The sequence below is a fragment of the Rhizobium sp. BK376 genome, assembly GCF_004341625.1.
GTDB lineage: Bacteria > Pseudomonadota > Alphaproteobacteria > Rhizobiales > Rhizobiaceae > Rhizobium.
Genome location: NZ_SLZG01000023.1, coordinates 44547 through 68946, shown reverse-complemented (window position 1 = coordinate 68946; position 24400 = coordinate 44547). Strand labels below are relative to the sequence as shown.

Below are 24400 nucleotides of genomic sequence, written 5' to 3'. Positions count from 1 at the left end.
GCAAAGCCGATCACCCGCTACAGCGCAACGAGAAGCGCGCGGGCACTCGGCTTTGCTATCTCCCGCCAGTTACACCATCTCCTGGGGCACGATCGGGCCGATCTCGGCGACCTTTGTTCCGCCTCGTGTGGATCCATCCTTGGGTCCGAGCGTGAACAGCCAGATCTTGCCTGCAACCTCCGCCGCAAGCGAGGTCGGACCCGCCGCATCCTGCGCATGCTTCAGCGTCGGGAAATTCTCCAGCCGCCAGTACAATGGCCCAGACGGCAGCTCTGTGAGCTTCTTCTCAACCACCGGCTTGATGAAGAATTTGTTTTCTTCGGAAAGTGCGGCTGAAGTCATCAGCGCGAAAGCAGATAGGGAAATCATAAGCGCGCCGATATGGCGTAGGCTGAGGGATCGCAGCTTCATGGTTGGTCCTCCTACGGTTGCTTCGTTGGCGGGCCGCTCGACGGTGGATATGGTGTCCCACGATGCCAATCCAAGGCGATGCGCCGCCCTCCAGTCTCGCAATGTCACGGCATCGCGATTAGCCCCAACAAGCGAAATATCGTTGCTCGAATGTCGTCGAGAAGTCACGAGCGGCAATGTCTCGCCGGCATATCGATGCAGCTCCTCCCTTCGATTGCATTTCCGATCGAACATTCTACCACAGTTTGAGGCCGCGTGACCATGACACGGCTTCGTTCGTAGTATTTTGGCAGATGTGACAGACGATCGGATGGCGGGAAGCGTCTGATCCAGACCATGCGCGCGGCCTCCCCGACCATTTTAACTGGATGCGTACTTGGACTGTCACGCGAAGTTCCTACGCGGGGCGGTGGCGAATTCTATCCGCCTGCACCTCACAACGTCGACTTCGGACTATTTCATCCAGTCCTCTACGGCGCGGCGCAGAAACTCGAGATCGGCTTCGTTGTCTTTTGGACTGCCGGCACGATGGCCCCATATGGAAGGAATCGGCCGCAACTCGGCGTCGACGAGATGGGGAATATCGGCAGCATTGTCAGCTACGGGGAAGTAAAGATCGGTTCGCCCTGGCAGGAGCAGCATGCGGGCGCGTATCGCATTGAGCGCGGACACAAGGTCGCCTTGGTATCTGTCATTGGCGCTGATATCGGAGGCGATCCAGGTACAAGCCTGGGCATATAGATCTGCGGCTGGCCTGCGGGAGAATCCCGGCTCCCAACTGTCGGTGAGGAAATCCTCCAGCGTCGCGGCATCCGTGCTGCTCAAATGCAGTCCGGCGCGGTACCAGTCCTGGCTCATCGCCCAGCCGGCATAGATGCGGGCAAAGGCACGCAGCGCCGCGCGGGGCTCTGCCGAAAAACGGCCACGGCCAAGGTGTTCCGGCGCCGCCTCGTTGTCGGCAGTGAGGAGTGGTATCAGAAGTGCTTGAGCGACTGATTGGAGGAGGGATCATGATCAAAGTGGCCTCACACCGCAAACGCGAAAGACGTATGCTTGCGATTGAGGGAGCTGCATTGCTTTCCCTTGCGCTTGCCTATTCCACACCGGTGCTTGCGGATGGCACTGTCAATACGGGCTATTTCGGTGGAGTTGCCATCAATGGCTATGACCCCGTCGCCTATTTCTTGGATAACAAGGCGGTTAAGGGCTCGGAGAAATATGCCTTCGATTGGCTGGGGACGCCCTGGTACTTTGCCAGCGACGAGCACCGTGAGCTGTTCAAGGAAGATCCGGTGAAATATGCGCCGCAATATGGCGGCTATTGCGCCGCGGAGGTCGCCGGCTCCGGATCGGTCACTGTCAATATCGACCCGGAGGCCTTTGCGATCCTCGACGGTAAGCTATATCTTACATACGACAAAGTGGATACGCAAGATTTTGTGACGCATGCCAGCGAAGCAGTGCCCAAGGCTGAAGCCAATTGGCCAAAAAAGCAGGCCGAGCTTGCGAAGGATGACTATCACTGAGGTGAATGAGGTTTAGTCGGCCGCCGAGAAGTGGAACACCTTGCCCGAGTTGACATAGGTGTAGCCGTCGGTTTCGCCGCTGCGTCTGTAAACAGGGCCGCAATCGGGCCGCCCAAACATATTCTCGCTCTGCTCACACAAGAGGTCCTGATCGACATAGAGCTTCGCTGTGTACATTCGTGTCATGGAGCGAAATCCCGCATTTCCATCTTTTCCGATCTGCAGGATGGCTGGTTGACCGCCGGGTTCGAGTTGGCCTTGTAGCGTGTGGCCAAAAATCAGGGGAGCCAACGCCGCGCCATTTACCCGGTCCTTTTCGTCCGCGGTAAATCCAAACGGCCACTCGGGTAAGCCGGCCTGGCGCAACGCGTCTATGATAAGAGCCAAATCCTGGCCGTTGCGAAAGTGAGCGTAGCTGATCCGCCAGTCCGACAACGACCGTTCATTGAACGTTTCCGAACCGGACAGCAATTGCAAACCGCTCGCAAGCGACGCTTTCGCCTCCGGCAGACGATCGGCACGCGCATAGGCCGCAGCGAGCACTATGCGGAACTCGCTGACCGCCGGTGCGTCGTCGCGCGTGCGTTCGAGGGTCTCGACGGCTCTTGCAGGGTCATCATTCAAAAGGAAGACAAGGCCGGCGACTTCCCGATCAATGGCAGATAGATTGGGGTCGAGCCTCAGCGCAGACTCTACGGCCTCGCTCGCCTCGGCGTGGTTGCCTGCAAACAGCTGAACGTAGCCGAGTGCAATCTGTGCCGCCACATCTCCCGGGCCGAGCGCGACAGCTCGCTCCGCAGAAGCGGTTGCTTCCTCGTAACGGCGATCCACGACTTGCACAATGCCAAGAATAGCGTAGGGCGATGAGAGGTCCGGGTCCAGTTTCAAAGCAAGGCTTGCCTTTTCGTAAGCTCTCCTCCTTGCAAGGGCGCTCTGGATTATGTCGTTGAAGTTAGTGCGCCAGACGTTGACAGACGTGCGCGCGTCAAAAGCAAAGGCCTCAGCGAAAGAGGGGTCCAGCTTTTCCGCCTTTTCATAAAATGCCAACGCTTGTCGTAGCCCCTCGCGCTTGCCGGTGCGCGCTGCCTGCTCGCCTCGCAGGAAGTTATCGTAGGCCTCGAGATTCGCCGTCGGCACCCGCGACAGTCGCATTGCTTCCGTAGCCGAAGGCACTATGCCGAGGGCGCTTACAAGCTCTCGCCGCATATCGTCCTGAATGGCGACGACATCCGCCGCGCTGCGGTCAAAGCGGTTGGCCCAGACACTCTTGCCACTCGTCATGTCGACGAGCTGTACATTGATATGAAGTTGTTCGGCGACCTGCCGAACGCTGCCTTCGACTAGGTAGCGTACGTTCAGCGCACGCGCCGCGTCCACGAGGACGACAGGCTTGTTTTTATAAGCGAACACGGAATCGCGGGCGATGACATCCACGCCGGAGAGTTTGGCGAGGTCGGTGATCAGATCTTCGGTGATGCCATCGGAGACGTAGTCCTCCTTTGGATCGCCGCTGAGGTTGGCAAATGGTAGGATCGCGACCGACGTGCGTTGTGGCAGTGTGGGGTTACGCCACTCGAACTGCCACGCAAAGGCGGATACAACCATCAGCAGCGCTGCAATCCCGATTGCCGACAGGACTATGGTGCGGATACTCGGCCGACGGGACCTTGCTGGAACCTCTCCCGCCTTGCTGGAATCGAGATGAACACGGTAGACCCGAACCCGGTCCGGAATGTTCTTAAGCCGTAGCTCGCCAAGGTTTGTGAAGCCCACGTCAGTCTTGTGAAAGACGTGATCGAATGCGGTGCCCGATATGCATATGCCGCCAGGCTCGGCCAAGCCCTCCAGCCGCGCGGCAACATTGACGCCGTCACCGTAGAGGTCATCGTCCTCGACGATAACATCGCCGAGGTTCACACCGATACGAAAGCGAATTTTCCGCGCTTCAGGGACGGCCGGATCGTGCTCGGTCATCCTTCGTTGGATCGCTGCGGCGCACTGGACTGCATCGACCACGCTGGCAAACTCGACCAGCGCACCGTCTCCCATAAGTTTGATGATATGGCCTCGAAACTCCGCAACGGCAGGGTCAAAAAGCTCGCGCAGGCAAATCTTCAGCCGTTCCAGCGTGCCGACCCCTCATTCCCCATGAGGCTGCTGTAGCCCACTACGTCAGCGGCCAAGATCGCGGTAAGCCGGCGCTCCATATCTCTGCCTTACTCGCTCCACGCTGGGCTCAGGCAATTTTTGCAAGGTAATCCCCTAGAACGCTATTCTCGAATTCCCCATGTGTCCAGACGGTCCATGTCATCGTCGGGGGTTCTCCGCCCTACAGGGCGTGACGTGAGAATCGGCCGGAGCAAGACAAATGCAGGACCATTGGCGGCGGCGAAATAACCGCAATTTTCAACTCACTTGGTCGGCTGTCTTATTGCAACGAGCTCGATTCTCAGTTCGCGGCGGAGTTTGGCTCTGCAGACCTGACTTCCTTGATGTTCGGGCAGGCCGTTCCCAGGTCTGAGTTTCCCCAAGGGTCGTTCTATCTCCAAAGATCCTCCTTCGCCTTCGTCTTTTTTGTGAATTCAATCATATCGCGTCTGCCGAGGTGGCCGCCATTCGGCAGTATGTGCCTCTCATTTCACACCAAGCCAGAAGAGCATCCTTACCTAAAATCCGCCGGCCCAAGGACAATCAGGTTCTTGCGTTTGGACGCGTAAACCCGCACGGCGACCTCAAGTATCCTGGTTCGAATTCTATCGAATGCGGCAAGATAGTCTCGTTCCGATGGGTTTGACTGTGTCGGCTCCATTCTCAGCGCATCAGCTTCTACCAGGAACCGAATTTCAAACATGCCATCGTAGCCCAGAAAGCGAACGCGCTTGGCCGCTTCGTCAAAGCTTCTGGCACTGTTAGGAAAAGTGATTGTCATGGCGGGTCCTCCAGGCCCTAGGCGTTCAAATCGTGCCTACTTTCGATCCCAGCCAGGCAACGGAATCACTCGGTTGTCCCAGCATCCTTGGCCAGGGCTGTTTCGATCTCGTGCGAAGATACGGTTACGCGCTGCCTTCTACCCACGACCGTTGCAATCGCAGGTATTTCGAGCTGAGTGGACGTCCTTCTAAAGACCGGGAACGACAAGCCTTCAATTTCCTCCTCATCGACAATGAGTCTATAGGTGCCAGCCTCAAATGGCTTCACGAACGAGCTCAGCTCAAAGGGATGAGTAAAGGTGATTTCAGTCTCAATGGTGCGTTCCGTCATGGCTGACCTCGAAGGTGATGGGATGCCTATTTGCGTTCGTCGCTAGCAGACCTCGTCCTCTGCCGGATCGAACGACTTCAAATCATGGCTACCAGAGAATGCCTTTCAACGTGACATAGACGATGAAAGCGACGCAGAGTGCGGGCGTGGATTTGACAAGGAATTCGATAACGTGGAAGCGATGCATCGATCGCCCAGAGTTTTTCGATAGATACTGGCTAAAGGCGGAAGACATAACGTCCTCCCTTTTGGGGCTGGGGCACTCTGTGCACCCACACTCTGCAGCGCCCGTTTCAGATGCTGCAGGTAGTCAATATGTGGGGTCGGTGGATAGGACTTGCAATGCTCGAAGAACCCGGCGTTTGGAGCCGTAACATTTCGGACTGTTTGCTGCCTTAGCGATGACGACTCCACCCACAGGTGAGCGTCTTCATTGTCGCCCTCCTCTGCATTGAAAGATCTATAGCGCGCTTTGCCGCCAATGATTTCGGTCTGTCCGTATGCCAGCGCCGTTGCGATTTCAGATTTCAGGTCCCTAAACAATTTGATTGAGACCCAAACGATTTTAAGAAAGGGGGTCGCATCAATCCGTAGCTGTTCATTGCTCGGCGAAAATAACTCTGCCAGATGCTACCAACGCACGAATCTCGCTAGCACTCTCAACATAAGACTGCTAAAACGACTTATCGGGATCGGCCATTCGGCTGCGCTCCCGTCGAGGAACCCAGCAATGACAGAGATAAATTTTCGGCCGTTACACGACCGCGTCGTCGTGCGTCGGATCGCGGCTGAAGCCAAGACCAAGGGCGGCATCATCGTTCCGGACACCGCCAAGGAAAAGCCGCAGGAAGGCGAAATTGTAGCCGTTGGAGCTGGCGCGCGCGATGAGAGCGGCAAGATCGTGCCTCTTGATGTCAAAGCGGGCGACCGCATCCTGTTCGGCAAATGGTCCGGAACCGAGATCAAGTTCAACGGCGAAGACCTGCTGATCATGAAGGAAGCCGATGTGATGGGGGTGATCGCCTGATCTTCGGCCTCATCTTTATTCTTTTCATGACGACCATTGGGCGATCAGCCCGGGAGTTTTTCCATGTCTGCCAAACAAATCAAATTCGGCCGTGATGCGCGCGAACAGCTGCTGCGCGGCGTCGACATTCTTGCTGACGCGGTAAAGGTCACGCTTGGTCCCAAGGGCCGTAACGTCGTGATCGACAAGTCCTTCGGTGCGCCGCGCATCACCAAGGACGGCGTCGCCGTCGCCAAGGAAATCGAACTTGACGACAAGTTCGAAAACATGGGCGCCCAGATGGTCCGCGAAGTGGCGTCGAAGACCAATGACATCGCCGGCGACGGCACCACGACTGCAACCGTTCTCGCCCAGGCGATCGTTCGCGAAGGCGGCAAGGCCGTAGCAGCCGGCATGAACCCGATGGACCTGAAGCGCGGTATCGACCTTGCTGTTGCCGCCGTGGTCAAGGATCTGCTGGCCAAGGCCAAGAAGATCAACACGTCAGAAGAGATCGCACAGGTTGGCACCATTTCTGCCAATGGCGAGAAGGAAATCGGCCAGTATATCGCGGATGCGATGCGGAAGGTCGGCAACGAAGGTGTTATCACCGTCGAAGAAGCCAAGACCGCTGAAACCGAACTCGAGGTCGTCGAAGGCATGCAGTTCGACCGTGGATATCTGAGCCCCTATTTCGTCACCAATGCCGAAAAGATGGTGGCTGAACTGGAAGATGCCTACGTGCTTCTGCACGAAAAGAAGCTTTCCAACCTGCAGGCTATGCTACCGATCCTCGAAGCCGTCATTCAGACCGGCAAGCCACTTCTTATCATTTCCGAAGATGTCGAAGGCGAAGCTCTTGCTACGCTCGTCGTCAACAAGCTGCGCGGTGGCCTGAAGATCGCTGCTGTCAAGGCTCCTGGCTTCGGCGACCGCCGCAAGGCCATGCTCGAAGACATCGCTATCCTCACGGGCGGCACTGTCATCTCCGAAGACCTCGGCATCAAGCTCGAATCCGTAACGCTCGACATGCTCGGCCGTTCGAAGAAGGTTTCGATCTCCAAGGAAAACACCACGATCGTCGACGGCGCTGGCGCCAAGTCCGACATCGAAGGCCGCGTTGCCCAGATCAAGGCTCAGATCGAAGAAACCTCTTCCGATTATGACCGCGAAAAGCTGCAGGAACGCCTTGCCAAGCTCGCTGGTGGCGTCGCCGTCATCCGCGTCGGCGGCTCGACGGAAGTCGAAGTCAAGGAAAAGAAGGACCGCATCGACGACGCTCTGAACGCAACGCGCGCGGCCGTTGAAGAAGGCATCGTGCCTGGCGGCGGAACCGCCCTGCTGCGCGCCTCCGTCGTCCTCGACATCAAGGGTGAGAACGACGACCAGAATGCCGGCGTCAATATTATCCGCAAGGCGCTCCAATCGCTGGTTCGCCAAATCGCCGAAAATTCCGGGGACGAAGGCTCGATCGTCGTCGGCCGTATTCTTGAGAGCGATACCGACAACTCCGGCTATAACGCTCAAACGTCCGAATATGGCGACATGATCGCCATGGGCATCGTCGACCCGGTCAAGGTCGTTCGCACCGCCCTGCAGAACGCAGCTTCGGTTGCTGGGCTTCTAGTGACCACGGAAGCCATGATTGCCGATCTTCCCAGGAAAGATTCTGCAGGAGGCGGGACACCTGATATGGGCGGCATGATGTAAAAAGTCGTTCGGGAAGCTCTGCAGCTGACACAAGGAAGGAGGTTCCGATCAATCGGAGCCTCCGACGTCTGGTTTGAGTCGATTTTGCTGAATAGCTCTGACGTTGCTCAAATTCGATCAATTGCAACTAAGGGCGCAAGCCGACACAAATCCCCGCACCGCCATCGCCCCAAGCTTTCCGCTGAAAGGGAGCCAGTTCCGGTAAACGAAATGGAACAAAAACCCTTATCTCGTTGTTCCATTCTATCAAGCAGGAGACGGCAATGAGCGATGTGATACTGGTCGACTTTCAAACGGTTTGGCGCGTTCCGGTCTTTGTCCGCGGAACGGAAGGCCAAATTGCCGCTATCAGGGGACCGGAGGGCGCCCTTCGGAATCTCAACGAGATGGGCGTGAGCTACGAAAGTACACTACACCGGGCTGCGAAAAGCCGGTGCCTTGCCGCGCTCAAGAGGGCCGGCACTTGCGACGATGCGCGAGATGCATTCGTGGACGCGGTTTTCGAGAGTGGCTCGTTAGTTTAGCTCGCTGATCCTGCTACCCGATCACCATGCTGAGTTGGACGGCCCGGCTCGCGTCTGATGGCGAGGTTGGCGATGGGGCCGTCCGCGATTCGGCTCAATTCCATCTGCTACTCTTTCATTGCCTTATTTCTACCTGTCCGCCGGGCTGGCCAAGCGCGCCATTCTTCGGCAGCGGAGGTGGTAGCAGAGCCACGGCCTCATCTACTGTCGTCGTGATAGCCACCATCGCACCATCATGACACGTACTGTAAGTGAGCGTCGCGGGCAGCGGCAAGGATTGCATGCCGGACGGCGTCCGGCGACGCGTCACCGCGAAACTCCGCGATGATCGCCAACCTTAGATGCGATTGTGCTGAACTTTCCTGCTTCGGCCATTCGTCACTACGATGCAGCTGGGCTGCATCCACGACCCTCGTTAGGACACGATAGCGTCCACCGAGCATTATGCTAACAGGTCGAAAAGTTCGAAGGCTCACTCTCTCCATCACGCAATACCTTTCGAGACTGCAACTCAACGATTTCGTCGCAGGACTCGTTCCGGTTGCTACCGACATCTTCGAGCCGGAGCGGCGGCTCTTTGAACAACGAAGGTAGGACGTCCTCCCATCAACAGCGATGGGAATCGATCCCGCGCAGATCCGGATCACCCCATGAAACCAATCCGCATAATCCGCACTTGTGCTAAAAAATTTAATCCCCACTTAAATTGTTTAAAGGGAACGATATCCAGAGTATAGCAACCGTGTCGTCCCGAACCTCCACCGTCGGCAGTACCCGACTTCAGCATCATCCAGCACGCCAATCTTTCAACGATAGACGCGGCGGCTGGTCGCAAAGGAGATCATCCATGGCCGTCGCTTCGAATGACCACAGCGTCCGAGAACTGAGACTTCGCAAGGTTTGGAACGTCAGCGATTTCGCAAAACGCTTCAGACTGGACCCGTTGGAAGAAAACCGGCTTCTGAAGCTCTTGGGTCCCACCGCGACCGAGCGTCAGCTCCTCATGAATGCTGGGCGCAAACCGCTATAGAAGTTCACCATCAGGGAGGCGTAAGATGAAGAAACTCACGAACAAAGCACAAAGCTATAAAGCCGGTGCAAAAGCGTATTCGCGTAACGACGGCAGTGCCAAGAATCCCCATTCCGAAGGCGCTGAAGGGCATAAGAGCTGGGAGCACGGTTATCTTGACCGACAGAAGCTCAACGCCAATTCAGATGGCGATGCTTCCCGAAAGCGAGCTATGTTGCGTATCGCGCGGATACATTGACCAAAAAGATCAGGCGGCATTTCGCACGGATTGAACATCCGACGCCACCGCATCTCGATCTGGAAGATGTATTTCAATCTTCGAACATTCGAAGATCTCACAACGCAATTCTCCTTAAGCAGCCCACAAGCGGCCCTTCCGGCGAGTCATATGGCATAGCGGCGGTCGGCGCGCCGTGCCGCAAGGAAACTCAGAATAAAGAGGGGGCAAACGAGCGCGGCAGCCCCAATCCGCGAAATGATTGACCAGCGAAACTTCGGTTCTGCCGGCATCAATCGACGTCGTAGTTAATGGTATAGCTGCACGGGATGTCCTTAAGGTAGGCGTCCCGCGACGGATAGGCTACGATTTGGAGTGTCCTTTCGGCTGCCTGAGCGATTTTGTACGTCGATTGAGGGCCACTTGCTTCAAAGAGCGGTAGGCCGCGGGGCAGCTCAACAATCCGCAGTGAGCACGCACCCGGCAGATCGGAAGATAGCTCTATACTGCCTGTCTGACCGCTCACGACATTAAGATTGTACCGAGACGTCCGCGAGCCCGACACCGACCCGATAACGCTTGATTTCAAGCCGCTTGTGGTGATGAGCAAAGTCGCGCCATCCGCCAGAGCGGACGAAAACCACAATGTGATGGGGATGAGAACGGCAAGCGATTTGAGCATTGGCAGTCCTCTTGAAAAAAGACCTACGCGCTTCAATAGGATCGAAGTCAATAGCGTGTAGTTTCCATGCCGAAGGACAATCTACGCTCTAAGGTGGTTTGCGCGTTTGGCTCCCTGTCCTTCATTTGTTTGCCCGCAGCCCAGGCGTGGCAGCCCCATGCTTGCTGGCGCTCAACTGAAACTCAGAGAGAAGCCGTACCGCTTCGTCAACACAATTCGAATACGCTAATCCGCTCGTCTTATGATCGAGGAGGCGGCGATCTATGATCGCCCGCGACAGAGCGAGCAATCGAAGTTGCATCTTGTCGTCGCCAGCGGCCGCTGCTTCCCGTGCCGCAATCTTAATACGAGCGATGAGCGCTTCCAAGATTGCGGAGCGTTGTTCGACCGTCATGTCGGCGGTATTCGGAAGACTGCTCACGCGAAACTCCTCAATCCTAACGGAAAGCCTTCGGAGAAGTTTGTCCTCACCACCCGAACAGTTCGTTGTGCACAATACGAACGCCCCGAACGGAACTCGCGACGGCAGCAGCGCGGAATGCTTCTCTCTTGCCTCGAATTGATCCGGATAGCGTAATGTCGGCGCCTTTCGCAGTGACGGTGATATCGCTCATGTCGAGTGCTGACGTATTGAGGATTCGCAGGACCGCCGCAACAAGGTCGTCCTCTTTCGGAAGCGGCATTGGATTGGAGTAGGCGAGGCGTAGATGCGTTGCTTTGCTCTTCGGCTTTCGACTGTCTCGTGCAGGATGAGCTATCGTACCCGGTCCGGGAGCCGATGCGATTTGCTTTTGATTTGGAAAGTCGGAAGACACAAGGTCCTCCTTTCGGTCAGGGCGAGGGTACCGCCCCCAACCAACAGCGCCCGTTAGAATGGCTGCTGACGTCGGGATCATGCGCCCGCTTTGCAGATCGCGCAATGGGCAGATCGGCTTGCTATGGATGGAGCATCATCTCAGCGAGAGAATTCGCTGCGCAGAGAGGCGGGCACAACAGTTTATAGATAAACCTCGCGCCGGCATTGTAAGGGGGGAACGCTTATCGAGCTGTTCCTTCGGTCGAGCCGCTCGGCGACGACGGCGATTTGACACAAGGTCGGGAGGAAGGATTCGGTTCGATACAGGAAACGACAGTGTCTTGGCGTACAGATCCTGCCGGCCCCCTCGCCTCTTGATCCGAGGTCATCGATCTTCGTTTAGTCGAGGCCAAAGAGCGAACGGACCTCCAGACAGGCCCCGTCTCCTGGGACACAAGCCCGACAGCCATCCGGCCGAAGTTCATAAACCAGACACGACGGCCGAGAGCCAACACTGCCGGCCAAAGCAGAACAAGGCGCGCCGTCGCACCGGGTGACGACGGATGAAACCGGCAGAGCGGACTTCCCGACCAATGGCGGCGGTGTCACCGTTTGGATCCGCAGCGATCAAATCGACGCGCGCGGTCAAAACAAATGTCGCACATAGGACTGTTCCACCTCGAACGGCGCTTGCGTACTGCAGCAAGCGGTCTTGATCGTTTCATGTACGGTCACAGCTTCGAATGCTGAACGAGCCCGCATACAGCGCTGACTATGTCAAACTAGGAATAAAGTTCGACGTATCCGGTTCATCTCTGCCGTTTTGCCCAGCCAGTCGAAGCGATCTTAAAAGCGCAGTCTTTGCTACCCGTTCTTCCGTTTCAACGGTTGTGATCCCGCGAGAGACGATGTCCGTTACAACGCTTTTATCGCCGGGAAACCGACTGGCATACCTGTACGAGGAAATTCTTCCGTTTGTCATGATAGCTCCGCAACGCAGCGTGATCGCTGCTTTCTCCAACATTGACGAGATGCGCTACGCGCACCACCAAGCGATGCGCGTAGCTGCTCACGACCGCGGGTACGCAAACAATCCCAGGGCAATGTATTGTCCAGATTGGCAGTTTACGGTTGGGCTCGCATTATTCTAAGCAGATCGTTGTCACTGCCCATACCTTGGCCATAGTGCTTAAAGCGCATGACGGAGAGGCTTTGGATTTCGCCGTTCATTGCCGGCCGTCGTTCCCTTCTTCGGCCTTGGCCGAAGAAACCGCCGATAATCGAATGTCCTGTTAACTTCTGATGGAGTTGTCGGACTGGACCAAGCATGGCGAGCCCTTTCAGATTGGGGCGAAAGCGTCCCATGCTTCCAAACCGCAGCCGCCCGCAAAAGGTTGGCTCCGACGATCGAAGGGTGCGCTGCTCGGCAGGATATAGCAACCCCTTTCCACTAATCACTTTGATCGCGCCCCCTGGTGACGCATCCCGTTATGCGAACGCGGCGTTATTCCACGGCTCAGGCATCATGCAAAAAGCCTCCTCAACCGAACATTACCAAGCACCGATACCGATGTCGGTAACGGATGGGACCCCGTCCATGACGGCTCAAATAGCGCCCGCACGTCTTTTTCTGCTTGCACTCAAGGTCAAGCCATTTCTGACAAAAACGGAGATCGGCACGGGCGCGTCCCCCAACTTCGCTGATCGCCAAGCCCGATATTCCTGCAGTGGGACGGAACTTATAGGAGCTGGCGAGGTTCTGACTTCACGGTCGTGTGAACCCGGCCAGAGAAAGAGAAAACCCTCAATGAAAAATATGATCCTTGCCGCGGCGCTCGTCGCAGCGTCGGCGCTGGCCGCTGTCGCGCAAACGAATCTTGCGCCCTCCACCGATGCCGGAACTCCCGCAATGACGACGCAGGACACAAAGAACCCGGCTGCGCCGGTCGCAGGCGCGAACAGTTTCACCGAGGCCCAGGCCAAGGACCGCATCGAGAAAGCCGGCTTCTCCGAGATCAAAGACCTCAAGAAAGACCACAGCGGCATCTGGATGGCGGCAGGCATGAAGGACGGCAAGGCCGTCATGGTCGCCCTCGACTACCAGGGCAACGTCGTCGCGAAGTAACGCCCCTTCTCAATTTCTCAAGGATACCTTCATGAAAACCATTACTGGACTTTTTGACGACTACACCGATGCAAGCTCCGCTGTCAGCGCGCTTGAAGCAACTGGCGTCCCGTCGAATGACATCAGCATCATTTCCAACAATGCGGACGACCATTATTCGGACAGGCAGTCTGGTGCTGCGACCGGAGCGGAATCCGGCGCAGGCCTTGGTGCCGTCGTTGGCGGCGCTGGCGGTCTTTTGACCGGGCTCGGCATCATGGCCATTCCAGGCGTCGGTCCTGTGGTTGCAGCGGGCTGGCTTGCGGCGACGGCAGTCGGAGCTGTCGCGGGTGCTGTAGCTGGCGGCGCGGCCGGTGGACTGATCGGAGCGTTGACCGGCTCGGGCGTGTCCGAGGCCGACGCTAACCTTTACGCCGAAGGTGTGCGCCGCGGCGGCTCGCTGGTTACGGCCAAGGTCGACGACGCGCTTGCGCCCGAAGCCGAAGCAATACTGAGGCGTTCGAACTGGGTGGATCCTGCGGAGCGCAGGGCTGCCTATAACCAGGAGGGCTGGACACGCTTCGACGACACGCTCGACCCCTATGGGCCTGAACAGATCGAACAGGAACGCGATCGCTACCGGCGTCCTCCGGCGGCCTGATCGCAATGTGCGGCTGCCTGGAGGCGGCCGTGAACATGACCGGGCATCCCCGGTCCCCGACAAAAACCATCGAACCTAGGGAGCCAATCATGGCCAAGGAAACCAAAACACTCGACGTCCTCTTTCACGACACTTTGAAGGACGTGTATTTCGCCGAACACAAGATCGTTGCCACGCTTCCCAAAATGCACAATGCGGCCAAGAGCAAGCAACTCAAGGAGGCTTTCATCAAGCACCTCGCCGAGACCAAGGTGCACGTCACCCGTCTCGAAGATGTCTTCAAGATCATCGGCAAGAAGCCGGAGCAGAAGACCTGCGACGCGATGATGGGCATCGTCAAGGAAGGCGCCAGCGTCATGGAAGAATACGAAGGGACGCCGGCACTCGACGCTGGCCTTCTTGCGGCAGCCCAGGCGGTCGAACACTATGAGATGTCGCGCTATGGTACCTTGCGCACATGGGCGCTGGAATTGGGCATGAAGGATGCCGCCAAGCTCCTGCAGACTACACTCGACGAGGAACAGGCGACGGATATCGCTCTCACGTCCATTGCAACGAAGGTCGTCAATCAGAATGCCGAAAAGGCAGCCTGATGCGGTCGACGTAGTCCCGCCACTGACACTCCCGTGCACGGTCATCGCTATCACCATCGGTGACCGGCCGAGCCAGTCCAGGCAGCCAACGGAGGAGAATTATTCAATGACCGAATTCCAGGACATCAGGATCGTCGAGTTGAGCGAAGGCGAATCCGGAGCCGCAGAAGGCCCGCTTACGACAATGGTTCTGCAGCTTTCCGCCGATACCCCCGCGGCTTGGTCCGATGCCTTCAACGAGACATGGAAAGGCCGCGCATCCGTGATGAGACGGGCGGCTACGGCTTGCGGAGGCACAATAACATCGGCCTGCATGCCCTACGAGCTGCAGAGCCAAATCACGGAAATGAACAAGATTATAGCCGAGACCAACGCTTTCTATCGACATAGTGTCGAGCAAGCGGCAGCTCGGCAGGATCTCGAGCTCAAGCATTTGAAGGCTACCCTGAAGTACGACTAGGATCGCAAGCGCATCGACGGGGGACAATCTCGGGTTTGTCCTCGTCACCCGATCGTCATTCCCCCATGTCTTATTGAAATGATATCCTGGCTCTGAAACTGTAAGACCGAAGCCTGCAGAAGGAGCGTGCCATGGATGACATCCGAGGAGACGTCGAGGCGATCGGCCGGATGGCCGAGGTTCCCACGATTCTCGAAGTTATCTGCAAGACGACCGGGATGGGGTTTGCCGCAGTCGCCCGGGTGACCGACAGCCGCTGGCTGGCTTGCGCCGTTCTCGACAATGTCGATTTCGGGCTGAAGGCTGGCGGCGAACTCAAGGTTGAGTCGACGATCAGCCATGAGATTCGGCAAAGTCACCATCTCGTCGTGATAGATGACGTTGATGAAATCCCAGAATACCGCGACCATCACACGCCTGCCATCTATGGGCTGAAAAGCTACATTTCCGTACCGATCATTCGTCGCGACGCCAGTTTCTTCGGAACGCTGTGTGCCATCGACCCAGCGCCTCATAAGGTCGACAATCCCGAGACGATCGGGATGTTCCAGCTCTTCGCCAAACTGATTGCCAGCAATCTGGACAGCAACTCGGATCTTGTCCAGGCGCAGGTCGACCTCGCAGAGGAGCGCGAGCTCTCGGTCGTGCGAGAACAGTTTGTCGCAGTCCTTGGCCACGATCTGCGTAATCCGATTGCTTCGGTGATGGCGGGAATCAGGCGCTTGGGTCGGACAGCAGAAATGAGTTCGGAAAGCCGCGACATACTTGGTCTCATGCAGTCGAGCGCGCTCCGCATGCGCGATCTCGTCGACAACGTGCTTGATTTTGCAAGAGCTCGCCTGGGCGATGGTTTGAAGCTTGACGTCGTTGCGCAGGCGTCGCTGCGTCCCGTTCTGGACAATGTCGTCGAGGAGATCCGATCAGTGCATCCGGATCTGGATATCCGTACCAGTTTCGAACTCGATCGCGGCGTCCGCTGCGACCATCCCCGTATGTCTCAGCTTCTTTCGAACCTGATCGACAATGCCGTGACGCACGGCGATCGTACAAAGCCGATCGAGATCGGCGCGACCACGACTGGAGGCCGCCTAGAACTCTGGGTCGCCAACAGTGGCAAGCCGATATCGGAAAAGGTCAAGCCAACCCTGTTTCGGCCATTCTTCCGAGGCGAGGTCATCAGCAGCCAGCAGGGTCTGGGTCTGGGTCTCTATATAGCAAGCGAGATCGCCAGAGTGCATGGCGGAAGACTCTCGGTGAACTCTGACGAGACCGAGACCCGGTTCACATTGACGATGCCCTTATAGTCCAGCCGGCAAGTCTTGACCGGCGGGAACCCTGCGCATGTCAGCCGATATCTCGGGGCTTACTTGGTCCGTTTGGAAAGTGCGTTTTCAATGCCTCAAGGACGGTTTCGGCAGAAAATGGCTTCTGAATGAAACTCGCATTGCTCGGGAGGTCCCCCTCTTTCGGCATCCTCGCCCCGGATGCGACAACCACCTCTATGTTCGGCCACCGATTGGCGACCTTCCTGGCCAGTTCGAAACCGTCAAGGTCCCCGCCTGTCTGCACATCCGTGAAGAGCAGTTGCAGCGAGCTGTACCTTTCAAGAAATTCGAAAGCTTCGTCGGCCGTGGCGGCCTCTACGACATGATATCCAGCGTCGGAAATGAGGTCGGCGGTATCCATCCGTATCAAGGGTTCGTCATCCACGACGAGTGCGATGGGTTTCGCAATGGTGTCGAGTTTCTCGCTATCCATGCTCGGTAACACTATCTGCGAGGGCTTGTTCCAAGCTTTTGATATGATTCCAAAAATAACCGCGAGACTGGTGAGATTGTGGACATCAGGACTATGCCGTGAGCCTGTTCCTGTCGGTTAAAAGAGGCCAAACGTCCCCAGAGGAAACAGGTTTGTCGCGACTCAACGGAGATAGGACCGATCAGCCTTGAGCGTCACAACGCAGACGCCGTCTCCACACACTATTGCCGCTGGCGAAGCGGCCTCAGCACCGCACTATGCCCTCACCTCTGGTCAAGACGCGCTGCAATTTTCGGTTTCCGCGCCGCCGCCTCTTGAAGAACATCAAGACACCATCCATGTACCATCCATATGGATGGAGAACGATATGGCTGACAATGTGTACAGGCTTCGTGAGAAAAACAGTGAGACGGAAAAGATCACGATCAATCTCGGCTATGTCGATCTTGGCCGTGTCGACGTTCTGGTGCAGGAAGGCTTCTATTCAAATCGCAGCGATTTCATACGGACAGCGATCCGCAATCAGCTCGCCAGCGAGGGTGAGGTGGTCAAACAATCCATCATCAGGCAATCGCTGGAACTTGGCTTGAGGGACTATACCAAGGCTGATCTGGAAGCGGTGAAGGCCGCTGGCGAAAAGCTCGAGATCAGGGTGCTTGGACTGGCCCGCATCGCGCCAGATGTCACACCCGAACTCGCGCTCGCGACAATTCACGCAATCACCGTGCTCGGCGCGCTGCACGCCAGTGCGGAACTGAAATCGGCATTGACCGATCGTATTCGCTAGACATAGGCGCGGCCACAAGGACATCAGATGAACAATTTTCTCATTGCCATGAGGCGGGCAACGTCGCTGACGCGAGCTTCGAATCTCGTCGAGGCGACCCGCGTCATCCAGGCTCTGCTTGCTCGCCGTCCAACGGCCGATCCTCGTGCTCCTACGGAACCGGTCACCGCGGACACTCCGCACACGCGTCATTCGAAACCGTTCCAGATAGATCCTGACGCGGAAGTCATCGAGCCTAGAGAAGAGCAAGTACCTGGATCGAGGGAACGGCCTGACGATGTTGGATGTCATCGGCTGCGAAAGCCGCTTGGCGAGACACTCCGCATCTTGCGCGAAGGACGGGCGGGATCGGGAGCATTCTCCTCAATGCCAAGTCTAGGCTTGCCAGGACTGGCGAGACATAGCCCCTCTCCTGCTGTGCCATCTGGCGCGCAATTTCTGGCGCGATCCTATTCCTGCGCTGCCGGCACCCGAGGCTACAAACTCTATATACCAGCATCCGCACGAGGCGAGCCGCGTGGACTGATCGTCATGCTGCACGGCTGCAAACAAAACCCCGAGGACTTCGCGACGGGAACCGGCATGAATGCCGTGGCGGAGACACATGGTCTCCTCGTTGCCTATCCCCACCAGACGGCAACGGACAACGCCTCCTCCTGCTGGAACTGGTTCAGACCGGCGGACCAGAAGCGCGATGCCGGCGAGCCTTCGATCATTGCAGGAATTACCGCGGAGCTCATGGCGGAATTTGACCTCGATCGCCCCCGGGTTTTTGTAGCGGGACTATCGGCAGGCGGCGCGATGGCGGCGGTCATGAGCGAGACATATCCGGAACTCTATAGCGCCGTGGGCATTCATTCCGGATTGGCCTACGGTGCCGCAAACGACGTCATGTCGGCCTTCTCCGTCATGCGAGGCGACGCGGGTGTCGTTTTATCCCACCCGCAACCGCGCCAACGATCCACACCGGGCGTTCGCACGATCGTGTTTCAAGGTGGCGCGGACCGCACCGTGCATCCATCCAATGCCGAGCGGATAGTCTCGATGGCCATTCCGCCGGGTCCACACGCCACAACCCAAACGGAGACCGATCGCTCTGCCGGTAACCGCCCCTATACGAGGAAAATTTTCAGGAACGCGGAAGGGCGACCAACTCTGGAATACTGGCTTGTCGAGGGCGGTGGCCATGCCTGGTCCGGCGGCGATGCGCGCGGATCGTACACCGACCAGCGCGGGCCTTGCGCAACAGACGAGATGGTGCGGTTTTTCCTCGAGTCCGGCGGCCGCTAGACGTGCAATCCCGCGTTCAGCGAGCACGGTTCGGGCGATTTGGCGCTGGGCGACGGAAGCCGGCATTGATACAAAAACTCGGAGCATAGGATCTATTATCCAGGATTTGCGTCAAAGTTCTTAAAGTTGACAAAGGCGTCGATTGGCAAAACTGTGTGGCAGCGAACTCTGCCGTTATTTAAGCAAGAGCGCCGTTATTTTAATAAGCGCCTAGCTTATGCAAGTGCGGTTAATTAACGTGGACCGTTGTCGCAGCGTCAAGCGAGGGCGCCGGAATTCAGGCCAGCTCCTTGAGGCAGACAACTGTGGCAACGAACTTAGCCGCCAACCGACGGGCAATCCTCCAATACGTCATTTCTTAAAACTGCGCTCCTATTCCCGCTCGTCCTCGGCACTGATGCCGCGAGAAAACGAATGAGCATGCCAAAGCAAGACCTTTGAGTTTCGTTTGGGAGTTCAGCGCGTTGTTGAGGTCATGCAATCCGATCATCAGCACCATGGGGTCGAACGAAGAAGACAGAAAGCCGACGGCCTTATAGAAGGCTCGCGCGTCCTCAGAAATTGCATGCACCAGCACGCCGCGGATGCCGAGTATTTCAGCGGCATTGAGCAGGCGCAGGCCTCCATCGCGCACTAACGCCCTTCCAATGCCTCGTCCCTGATAGGATAGATCAATTGCGAGGCGACCAAGCACGGCGACTGGAATTGGATCAGGCATGTCGCGCCGAAAACGGCCAGGTGCTTCCGCCTGCTTTACCGCGCCGGAGGCGAGCGCGTAGTAAGCGATGACCCGGCCTTCCTCGCACACTACGAACGTGCGCGATGCGCCGCCTGATCGATTGGCTCGGGCGCGGCGACGCGGCCAGTCATCCAGTTCGGGGACGCCTGAATTAAATTCGGCCAGTTCATGATGATCGGCCAGTGGTGCCGGCGCGCTGAGGGTCACGCCTCATCCCACGGCGCTGTGGTCGACATGGTGCGTTTCAGACGCTCATTGGGTGCGCGGGCGCATCGAGCCGGGCAAGGTATTCGGCATAGATTTCGGGGCTTACCGCAAAGATGGTACGGTCAAGCATCACCTCCTCAGCGCGACGCTCGGAAGCCTCCAGCATGAAATCCGTGCGCGTCTTACCAAGCAACTCGGCGGCGCGGTCGATCAAGTTGCGGGTCGACGGCTTGATGCGCATATTCAGCGGCACGCTTGCGTCCGGGCTTTTGGTCGTGTGTGAAGCCGGCATAGGAACTCGTGTCTGCACGCACTACGTGGCGTAACGACATCGTCTTTACAAGCATCGTAAAGACGATGTCGTTACGCATCTCGTGCAGTGCCATTTGGTTCAATCACCTTAAAGGATCTAAACCTACAACACCGCTGTCTTGGAAGAAATAAAAGCAGAAAATCGGGGGCCCCGCTGAATCAGTTCGAATGGCCTCGGACCATCCACCTTTCTAGGAGCGCTCACTCGGGCCGGCGTACTCTTTGCCTTGCGCGGCTAGATCATAAATAGGACCCATTCCTTGCACATTCAGATGCATGACCTTCGATCGTGCCCGAGCCATTTCATTCTTATTTTTGGTGACTGTCTTTATCGGTTCCGTCCCTGCGCCGGCTTCCGCGCACCCTCACATTTTCGTGGACGCACAGTTCGAAGCTGTCGCTGGCGCAGACGGCACTTTGAGCGAGGTTCACGATAGATGGCGCTTCGATGAAGTATTCTCTTCGTCCGTGCTGATCGATTTCGACAAGAACCAGAATGACACGCTCGATCCGTCCGAGCTTGAGGCCGTCGCGAAGACCGTGCGGACATCGATGGCGAAATACAATTACTACACAAACATAACCGTCAACGGGAAAGCCGTTGCGCTGACAAAACCCGACATCATTCGCGCAAGCTACGAAAACCAGGCGCTCATCCTGTCGTTTTCGCAAAAGCCGGCGGCGCCGACCAGCCTCAAAGGTCTAACCGTCTTCGGCGTCTACGATCCGACGCTTTACACGGCGCTCGATTTTGCGAGCGACAACGACATCAAGACATCGGGCCCGGGCTTTGCAAGCTGCAAGCGAAAGGTCGTTCGGCCCGGTTCGAAGGAAATCCTGGCCGAGAACCAGGCCATGCTGACGACACTGTTTTTCAACGATCCAACCGGCACGGACTATTCGCAGCTCGTCGCGACCCGGCTGGAAGTGCGCTGCTAAACACGCCGTTCGGGCGTCCCCGGCGCGTTGGGCGTCAGGCTTTCGACCGATTGCAGCGTCAGGCCAAGAGATACTGCACATGGCAGCGGCCGTGGATGGGCGAACGCTCGACATGGGCATCGACCTCGAAGACATCGGCGATCAGCGTCTTGGTGAGAACCTCTTCCGGCGCACCGATCGCCACGAGTTGCCCCTTGTTCAAGACGGCCAACCGGTCGCAGAACATGGCGGCAAGGTTGAGATCGTGCAGAGCGACGATGCAGGTGATGTCGAGCTTCGAAACAAGGCCGAGAATATCCAGCTGATGCTGGATGTCGAGATGATTGGTGGGTTCATCGAGAAGCAGTTCGCTCGGCGTCTGTGCCAGAGCGCGCGCGATATGAACGCGTTGGCGTTCGCCGCCTGATAAAGTGTGCCAAAGCTGTGCGGCCCGCTCTTTCATGCCGACCCGGGCGAGCGCACCCAATACGATCGCATCGTCGCCGGCAGAGGATAAGGGAAGCAATCCGCGATGCGGCGTTCGTCCGAGCCTCGCGACATCCATGACCGTCAGTTGCGTATCTGTTGTTGCGTGTTGTTCGACAAGCGCGACCCGCCGCGCCAAATCGCCTCTCGACAAGTCGGCGATCGAGTGATCGCCTAGTCGGATGACACCGCTCTTGACTTTGCGCAGCCGACCGATAAGCCGCAGCAGGCTCGACTTACCCGAGCCGTTCGGCCCGAGCAGTCCCAGCGTCTTGCCCTTCTCGATTGCCAGGTTGACGCCATCGACGATGACGGTGTTACCCACGGCAAAACTGACGTTGTGGGTCGATATGGTCATGCGGATCTCCGGGCACGGTAGAGAATGGCTGCAAAGGCGGGAGCACCGAAAATGGCAGTCACCACGCCGATTGGCAGGATCTGCTGCGGGATGATGATGCGCGAGATGATGTCAGCGACCACCATGAAGATTGCTCCGGCAAGTGCTGCCGCTGGCAACAGGCGTCCATGGCCCGGCCCAACGATGAAACGGGCGGCATGCGGGATGACGAGTCCCACGAAGCCGATCGAACCCACGATGCTGACAACAGTGGCCGTCATCAGCGCCGTCGCGCCTAGAAGGATCGCCTGCACGCGGCGCACTGGGATGCCCAACGACGCGGCTGCATCCATTCCGAAAACGAAGGCATCGAGCGCCCGCACATGCCAGAAACAGACGAGAAAGCCGACGACTGTGACCGGAGCTGCCAGATAAACATCCGGCCAGCGCACGCCGCTTAACGAGCCGAGCAGCCAGAACATCACGCCGCGGGCTTGCTCGGCATTGGCCGAGGTCGTGACGATATAGGACGTCAACGCATTGAAGAGCTGTGAGCCGGCGACGCCGCAGAGAATGATACGCTCGCCGGTGCCGCCCGCGCCGGCAGCCAGCAGGACCACCAGCGCGAATGCGAGAACGGCGCCAATGAATGCACCGCCCGACAGCGTCAGCTCCCCATAACCGAAACCGAGGATCATGACGGCGACGGCCCCCGTGGACGCGCCTGCGGAAATGCCGAGCAGATAGGGTTCGGCGAGCGGGTTGCGCAGCATTGCCTGCAGCACTGTACCGCTCAACGCGAGCGCCGCGCCGGCGCTGGCCGCCACCAGGGCCCGGCTCAGCCTGTAGTCCCAGACGATCCCCTGATGGATGCGACTGATTTCGAATTCTGCGCCGAACAGGCGATTGGCCACCGCCTCGGCGGTCGTCGAGAGCGGAATGGAAATCTCGCCGATCGACACGGCGAGAGTGATCGCGAAGGCAAGCAGGACGAAGCCAAGGACAAACAACAAAAGGAGCGACCAGACGCCCCGCCTTCCCATATCAAACCGTGTCACTGCGTCAGGCCAAAAGACTTGATAGCGCTCGCCAACTGCTCGATGCCGTCTACGGTACGGATCGATGGGCTCATTGCTTCGGCATCCATCAGAACGATGCGCTTGTCCTTCACTGCCGCCATCTGGCTGGTGACCGGGTCGTGCTCGAGAAAATCGCGCTTCATCTTCGGATTGTCGGCGGCGTAACGACGCCGATCCATATCAGCCATGACGATCACAGCGGGATTAGCCGCGCTGATCGTTTCCCATCCGACGAGCGGCCATTCCTCCTCGGTCGTCACCACATTTGTAGCGCCCAGGGTCTTGAGGAGATAGGCGGGAGCGCTGTTCTTGCCGGCGATGAAGGCGTCGCCATTGACCTCCTTGCTGGCAAACCAGAAGACGATGGGCACCTTCTTCATCTTGACGGATGCGACCGAGGCGACCGCGTCGGCCTCGCGCCTCTTCAGGTCGGCGATCAGTGCGTCGCCACGATCCTTGACGTCGAAGATCTCCGAGAGCTCGGCGATTTCCTGATAGATCAGGTCCATGGAGAACAGTTCCTTGCGAACACCGTCGCCGCCATTATCGTTGACCTTGGCGACGCAGTCGGCTGGCGACACATAGGTGTTGATTCCGAGCGCAGAAAACTGCTCGCGCTTTCCGACGGAACCCTGCGGCCCGACATGCCACTCAAATTCCGCAGCGACGAGATCAGGCTCCTGCCCGACCACGGATTCAAAGCTCGGATCGTTGTCGGCCAGACGCCTGATCTTGCTGTTGACGTCGGCAAATTGCGGCAGCACTGGGCTGAACCAGACGGCCGTGCCTACAACCTTGTTTGAAAGACCAAGAGCGTAGAGCACTTCCGTCATGCTCTGGCCGATCGAGACGATCTTCGCAGGCGCCTTGCCGAAGGTAACCTTCAGGCCACAATTGGTGACGGTGAGCGGATATTGCGTGGCCGCGAAAGCGGGCGCGGCGACGAAGGCAAGGCCGCAGGCGACGGCAAGCGATTTTAAAAGCGATGTCATTGGTTGGTTCTCGATGTTTGCAGGAGGAGTTCGGCCCGGTGCGGTTTCAGAGGAAAGGCCGCACGCGAAAATCGGGCATGAGAAATCCAATCGAGGCCGATGGGCATCGCGATAAGCGAAGGGTCAGGTCTGTCATATCTGTTCCTTGTCCGGGCATCCCCGCCCGGCTGATTGGATGACGATTTGACGGCAGGTCTCCTGGCTCACGGATCTTTGCCGTCCATCTGCCTTCCCGCGGTTTTCGCAGTGGCATGGCCTCAAGGGCCCCTGGATGGTCGGCAATCCGCTTACAGTTGCGGGGGCAGCCACGGTCTTGGTCCCACTTTGGGTCGTCCGCACCGTGTTCCCTATTAATCCCCTCAGAGTCATCCTTGGGAAACCGTCGGCATCAGTTAAGGTGAACGACGCCTCGAGGTCAAGACGCTGTCGATTGCATTGGATAGATGGTGTGATACCAGGCAGCGCGGCGCGCTCAGCTGACAAAAGGATCCGCTAGATTTCGCCAATGTTGCGG

At 57.7% G+C, this 24400-nt stretch carries 23 protein-coding genes, 4 pseudogenes and 1 riboswitch; of the genes and pseudogenes, 13 read left to right on the top strand and 14 right to left on the bottom strand.

The window, feature by feature from the left end; all coding sequences use genetic code 11:
- Nucleotides 1-69: 69 nt before the first annotated feature.
- Together EV561_RS30520 and EV561_RS30515 are read right to left on the bottom strand one after the other, a co-directional pair.
- Nucleotides 70-411: a hypothetical protein gene (locus EV561_RS30520; protein WP_245513090.1), complete on the bottom strand. Its 342-nt coding sequence runs from the start codon at nucleotides 409-411 to the stop codon at nucleotides 70-72.
- A gap of 453 nt (nucleotides 412-864) precedes the next feature.
- The gene (locus EV561_RS30515) at nucleotides 865-1269 is read right to left on the bottom strand and encodes a hypothetical protein (protein ID WP_132527577.1); all 405 of its coding nucleotides are present in this window, start codon (nucleotides 1267-1269) and stop codon (nucleotides 865-867) included.
- Nucleotides 1270-1421: 152 nt separating this feature from the next.
- Between EV561_RS30515 and EV561_RS30510 the strand changes: the two genes are divergently transcribed.
- Complete coding sequence (locus EV561_RS30510; RefSeq protein ID WP_132527581.1) at nucleotides 1422-1937, top strand: YHS domain-containing (seleno)protein; 516 nt, start codon at nucleotides 1422-1424, stop codon at nucleotides 1935-1937.
- Between the two features lie 12 nt (nucleotides 1938-1949).
- Here EV561_RS30510 and EV561_RS30505 read toward each other — a convergent pair.
- From EV561_RS30505 to EV561_RS37370, 4 genes and pseudogenes are all read right to left on the bottom strand, one after another.
- Nucleotides 1950-4144 (bottom strand): annotated as a pseudogene (locus EV561_RS30505) (adenylate/guanylate cyclase domain-containing protein).
- A gap of 455 nt (nucleotides 4145-4599) precedes the next feature.
- Nucleotides 4600-4866: a DUF1488 domain-containing protein gene (locus tag EV561_RS30500; protein ID WP_132527575.1), complete on the bottom strand. Its 267-nt coding sequence runs from the start codon at nucleotides 4864-4866 to the stop codon at nucleotides 4600-4602.
- Between the two features lie 65 nt (nucleotides 4867-4931).
- Nucleotides 4932-5198 (bottom strand): hypothetical protein, encoded by a 267-nt coding sequence (locus EV561_RS30495; RefSeq protein ID WP_132527573.1) that lies wholly within the window; start codon nucleotides 5196-5198, stop codon nucleotides 4932-4934.
- An 88-nt stretch (nucleotides 5199-5286) separates the two neighbouring features.
- Nucleotides 5287-5433: a hypothetical protein gene (locus EV561_RS37370; RefSeq protein ID WP_165927971.1), complete on the bottom strand. Its 147-nt coding sequence runs from the start codon at nucleotides 5431-5433 to the stop codon at nucleotides 5287-5289.
- Nucleotides 5434-5928: 495 nt separating this feature from the next.
- On the opposite strand from EV561_RS37370, the gene EV561_RS30490 reads away from it, so the two are divergent.
- From EV561_RS30490 to EV561_RS30465, 4 genes are all read left to right on the top strand, one after another.
- Nucleotides 5929-6225, top strand: a complete 297-nt coding sequence (locus tag EV561_RS30490) for a co-chaperone GroES (RefSeq protein WP_132527571.1) — start codon at nucleotides 5929-5931, stop codon at nucleotides 6223-6225.
- A 63-nt stretch (nucleotides 6226-6288) separates the two neighbouring features.
- Nucleotides 6289-7914 (top strand): chaperonin GroEL, encoded by a 1626-nt coding sequence (groL, locus tag EV561_RS30485; protein WP_132527569.1) that lies wholly within the window; start codon nucleotides 6289-6291, stop codon nucleotides 7912-7914.
- Nucleotides 7915-9285: 1371 nt separating this feature from the next.
- On the top strand, nucleotides 9286-9468 hold the full coding sequence (locus tag EV561_RS38095) for a hypothetical protein (RefSeq protein WP_132527563.1): 183 nt from the start codon (nucleotides 9286-9288) through the stop codon (nucleotides 9466-9468).
- Nucleotides 9469-9493: 25 nt separating this feature from the next.
- Entirely contained in the window at nucleotides 9494-9706 is a 213-nt protein-coding gene (locus EV561_RS30465) for a hypothetical protein (protein ID WP_132527561.1), read from the top strand.
- 782 nt (nucleotides 9707-10488) lie between these two features.
- Here the strand turns inward: EV561_RS30465 and EV561_RS30460 are convergent.
- Together EV561_RS30460 and EV561_RS38090 are read right to left on the bottom strand one after the other, a co-directional pair.
- Nucleotides 10489-10788, bottom strand: coding sequence for a hypothetical protein (locus tag EV561_RS30460; protein WP_132527559.1), 300 nt, complete (start codon nucleotides 10786-10788; stop codon nucleotides 10489-10491).
- Between the two features lie 774 nt (nucleotides 10789-11562).
- Nucleotides 11563-11715 (bottom strand): annotated as a pseudogene (locus tag EV561_RS38090) (YkgJ family cysteine cluster protein); the annotation flags it as partial.
- Between the two features lie 1255 nt (nucleotides 11716-12970).
- On the opposite strand from EV561_RS38090, the gene EV561_RS30445 reads away from it, so the two are divergent.
- From EV561_RS30445 to EV561_RS30425, 5 genes are all read left to right on the top strand, one after another.
- The gene (locus EV561_RS30445) at nucleotides 12971-13288 is read left to right on the top strand and encodes a PepSY domain-containing protein (protein WP_132527555.1); all 318 of its coding nucleotides are present in this window, start codon (nucleotides 12971-12973) and stop codon (nucleotides 13286-13288) included.
- 31 nt (nucleotides 13289-13319) lie between these two features.
- The gene (locus tag EV561_RS30440; protein ID WP_132527553.1) at nucleotides 13320-13928 is read left to right on the top strand and encodes a general stress protein; all 609 of its coding nucleotides are present in this window, start codon (nucleotides 13320-13322) and stop codon (nucleotides 13926-13928) included.
- Nucleotides 13929-14017: 89 nt separating this feature from the next.
- Nucleotides 14018-14521: a DUF892 family protein gene (locus EV561_RS30435; protein ID WP_132527551.1), complete on the top strand. Its 504-nt coding sequence runs from the start codon at nucleotides 14018-14020 to the stop codon at nucleotides 14519-14521.
- 106 nt (nucleotides 14522-14627) lie between these two features.
- Nucleotides 14628-14981, top strand: coding sequence for a hypothetical protein (locus tag EV561_RS30430; RefSeq protein WP_132527549.1), 354 nt, complete (start codon nucleotides 14628-14630; stop codon nucleotides 14979-14981).
- A 131-nt stretch (nucleotides 14982-15112) separates the two neighbouring features.
- Nucleotides 15113-16285: a GAF domain-containing sensor histidine kinase gene (locus tag EV561_RS30425; protein WP_132527547.1), complete on the top strand. Its 1173-nt coding sequence runs from the start codon at nucleotides 15113-15115 to the stop codon at nucleotides 16283-16285.
- 40 nt (nucleotides 16286-16325) lie between these two features.
- On the opposite strand, the gene EV561_RS30420 is transcribed toward EV561_RS30425, so the two are convergent.
- A complete protein-coding gene (locus tag EV561_RS30420; protein WP_132527545.1) occupies nucleotides 16326-16739 on the bottom strand; it encodes a response regulator in 414 nt (137 codons plus the stop codon).
- A 367-nt stretch (nucleotides 16740-17106) separates the two neighbouring features.
- On the opposite strand from EV561_RS30420, the gene EV561_RS30415 reads away from it, so the two are divergent.
- A complete protein-coding gene (locus tag EV561_RS30415; RefSeq protein WP_132527543.1) occupies nucleotides 17107-17526 on the top strand; it encodes a CopG family transcriptional regulator in 420 nt (139 codons plus the stop codon).
- Nucleotides 17527-17553: 27 nt separating this feature from the next.
- Nucleotides 17554-18816, top strand: a complete 1263-nt coding sequence (locus EV561_RS30410) for a PHB depolymerase family esterase (RefSeq protein WP_132527542.1) — start codon at nucleotides 17554-17556, stop codon at nucleotides 18814-18816.
- Between the two features lie 478 nt (nucleotides 18817-19294).
- On the opposite strand, the pseudogene EV561_RS30405 reads toward EV561_RS30410, so the two are convergent.
- Both EV561_RS30405 and EV561_RS30400 read right to left on the bottom strand, forming a co-directional pair.
- Nucleotides 19295-19762: pseudogene (locus EV561_RS30405) on the bottom strand (GNAT family N-acetyltransferase); the annotation flags it as partial.
- Nucleotides 19759-20054, bottom strand: a pseudogene (locus EV561_RS30400) (DUF1778 domain-containing protein). The pseudogenes EV561_RS30405 and EV561_RS30400, both read right to left, overlap by 4 nt.
- Nucleotides 20055-20350: 296 nt before the next feature.
- Between EV561_RS30400 and EV561_RS30395 the strand changes: the two are divergent.
- On the top strand, nucleotides 20351-21013 hold the full coding sequence (locus tag EV561_RS30395; protein ID WP_132527538.1) for a DUF1007 family protein: 663 nt from the start codon (nucleotides 20351-20353) through the stop codon (nucleotides 21011-21013).
- Nucleotides 21014-21071: 58 nt separating this feature from the next.
- Here EV561_RS30395 and EV561_RS30390 read toward each other — a convergent pair whose 3' ends face one another.
- From EV561_RS30390 to EV561_RS30380, 3 genes are read right to left on the bottom strand one after another with little or no spacing between them, the layout of a single operon-like run.
- Nucleotides 21072-21836, bottom strand: coding sequence for an ABC transporter ATP-binding protein (locus tag EV561_RS30390; RefSeq protein WP_132527536.1), 765 nt, complete (start codon nucleotides 21834-21836; stop codon nucleotides 21072-21074).
- Entirely contained in the window at nucleotides 21833-22858 is a 1026-nt protein-coding gene (locus tag EV561_RS30385) for an iron ABC transporter permease (protein ID WP_132527579.1), read from the bottom strand. The genes EV561_RS30390 and EV561_RS30385 overlap by 4 nt, the downstream gene beginning before the upstream one ends.
- Before the next feature lie 11 nt (nucleotides 22859-22869).
- A complete protein-coding gene (locus EV561_RS30380; protein WP_132527534.1) occupies nucleotides 22870-23886 on the bottom strand; it encodes an ABC transporter substrate-binding protein in 1017 nt (338 codons plus the stop codon).
- Between the two features lie 170 nt (nucleotides 23887-24056).
- Nucleotides 24057-24285: riboswitch (cobalamin riboswitch) on the bottom strand.
- Nucleotides 24286-24400 lie beyond the last annotated feature (115 nt).

Excerpts from the sequence above, each read along its gene's own strand:
- EV561_RS30520 (WP_245513090.1), bottom strand. The coding sequence starts at position 411 with ATGAAGCTGCGATCCCTCAGCCTACGCCATATCGGCGCGCTTATGATT.
- EV561_RS30515 (WP_132527577.1), bottom strand. The coding sequence starts at position 1,269 with ATGAGCCAGGACTGGTACCGCGCCGGACTGCATTTGAGCAGCACGGAT.
- EV561_RS30510 (WP_132527581.1), top strand. The coding sequence starts at position 1,422 with ATGATCAAAGTGGCCTCACACCGCAAACGCGAAAGACGTATGCTTGCG.
- EV561_RS30500 (WP_132527575.1), bottom strand. The coding sequence starts at position 4,866 with ATGACAATCACTTTTCCTAACAGTGCCAGAAGCTTTGACGAAGCGGCC.
- EV561_RS30495 (WP_132527573.1), bottom strand. The coding sequence starts at position 5,198 with ATGACGGAACGCACCATTGAGACTGAAATCACCTTTACTCATCCCTTT.
- EV561_RS37370 (WP_165927971.1), bottom strand. The coding sequence starts at position 5,433 with ATGTCTTCCGCCTTTAGCCAGTATCTATCGAAAAACTCTGGGCGATCG.
- EV561_RS30490 (WP_132527571.1), top strand. The coding sequence starts at position 5,929 with ATGACAGAGATAAATTTTCGGCCGTTACACGACCGCGTCGTCGTGCGT.
- groL (WP_132527569.1), top strand. The coding sequence starts at position 6,289 with ATGTCTGCCAAACAAATCAAATTCGGCCGTGATGCGCGCGAACAGCTG.
- EV561_RS38095 (WP_132527563.1), top strand. The coding sequence starts at position 9,286 with ATGGCCGTCGCTTCGAATGACCACAGCGTCCGAGAACTGAGACTTCGC.
- EV561_RS30465 (WP_132527561.1), top strand. The coding sequence starts at position 9,494 with ATGAAGAAACTCACGAACAAAGCACAAAGCTATAAAGCCGGTGCAAAA.
- EV561_RS30445 (WP_132527555.1), top strand. The coding sequence starts at position 12,971 with ATGAAAAATATGATCCTTGCCGCGGCGCTCGTCGCAGCGTCGGCGCTG.
- EV561_RS30440 (WP_132527553.1), top strand. The coding sequence starts at position 13,320 with ATGAAAACCATTACTGGACTTTTTGACGACTACACCGATGCAAGCTCC.
- EV561_RS30435 (WP_132527551.1), top strand. The coding sequence starts at position 14,018 with ATGGCCAAGGAAACCAAAACACTCGACGTCCTCTTTCACGACACTTTG.
- EV561_RS30430 (WP_132527549.1), top strand. The coding sequence starts at position 14,628 with ATGACCGAATTCCAGGACATCAGGATCGTCGAGTTGAGCGAAGGCGAA.
- EV561_RS30425 (WP_132527547.1), top strand. The coding sequence starts at position 15,113 with ATGGATGACATCCGAGGAGACGTCGAGGCGATCGGCCGGATGGCCGAG.
- EV561_RS30420 (WP_132527545.1), bottom strand. The coding sequence starts at position 16,739 with ATGGATAGCGAGAAACTCGACACCATTGCGAAACCCATCGCACTCGTC.
- EV561_RS30415 (WP_132527543.1), top strand. The coding sequence starts at position 17,107 with ATGGCTGACAATGTGTACAGGCTTCGTGAGAAAAACAGTGAGACGGAA.
- EV561_RS30410 (WP_132527542.1), top strand. The coding sequence starts at position 17,554 with ATGAACAATTTTCTCATTGCCATGAGGCGGGCAACGTCGCTGACGCGA.
- EV561_RS30395 (WP_132527538.1), top strand. The coding sequence starts at position 20,351 with ATGACCTTCGATCGTGCCCGAGCCATTTCATTCTTATTTTTGGTGACT.
- EV561_RS30390 (WP_132527536.1), bottom strand. The coding sequence starts at position 21,836 with ATGACCATATCGACCCACAACGTCAGTTTTGCCGTGGGTAACACCGTC.
- EV561_RS30385 (WP_132527579.1), bottom strand. The coding sequence starts at position 22,858 with ATGGGAAGGCGGGGCGTCTGGTCGCTCCTTTTGTTGTTTGTCCTTGGC.
- EV561_RS30380 (WP_132527534.1), bottom strand. The coding sequence starts at position 23,886 with ATGACATCGCTTTTAAAATCGCTTGCCGTCGCCTGCGGCCTTGCCTTC.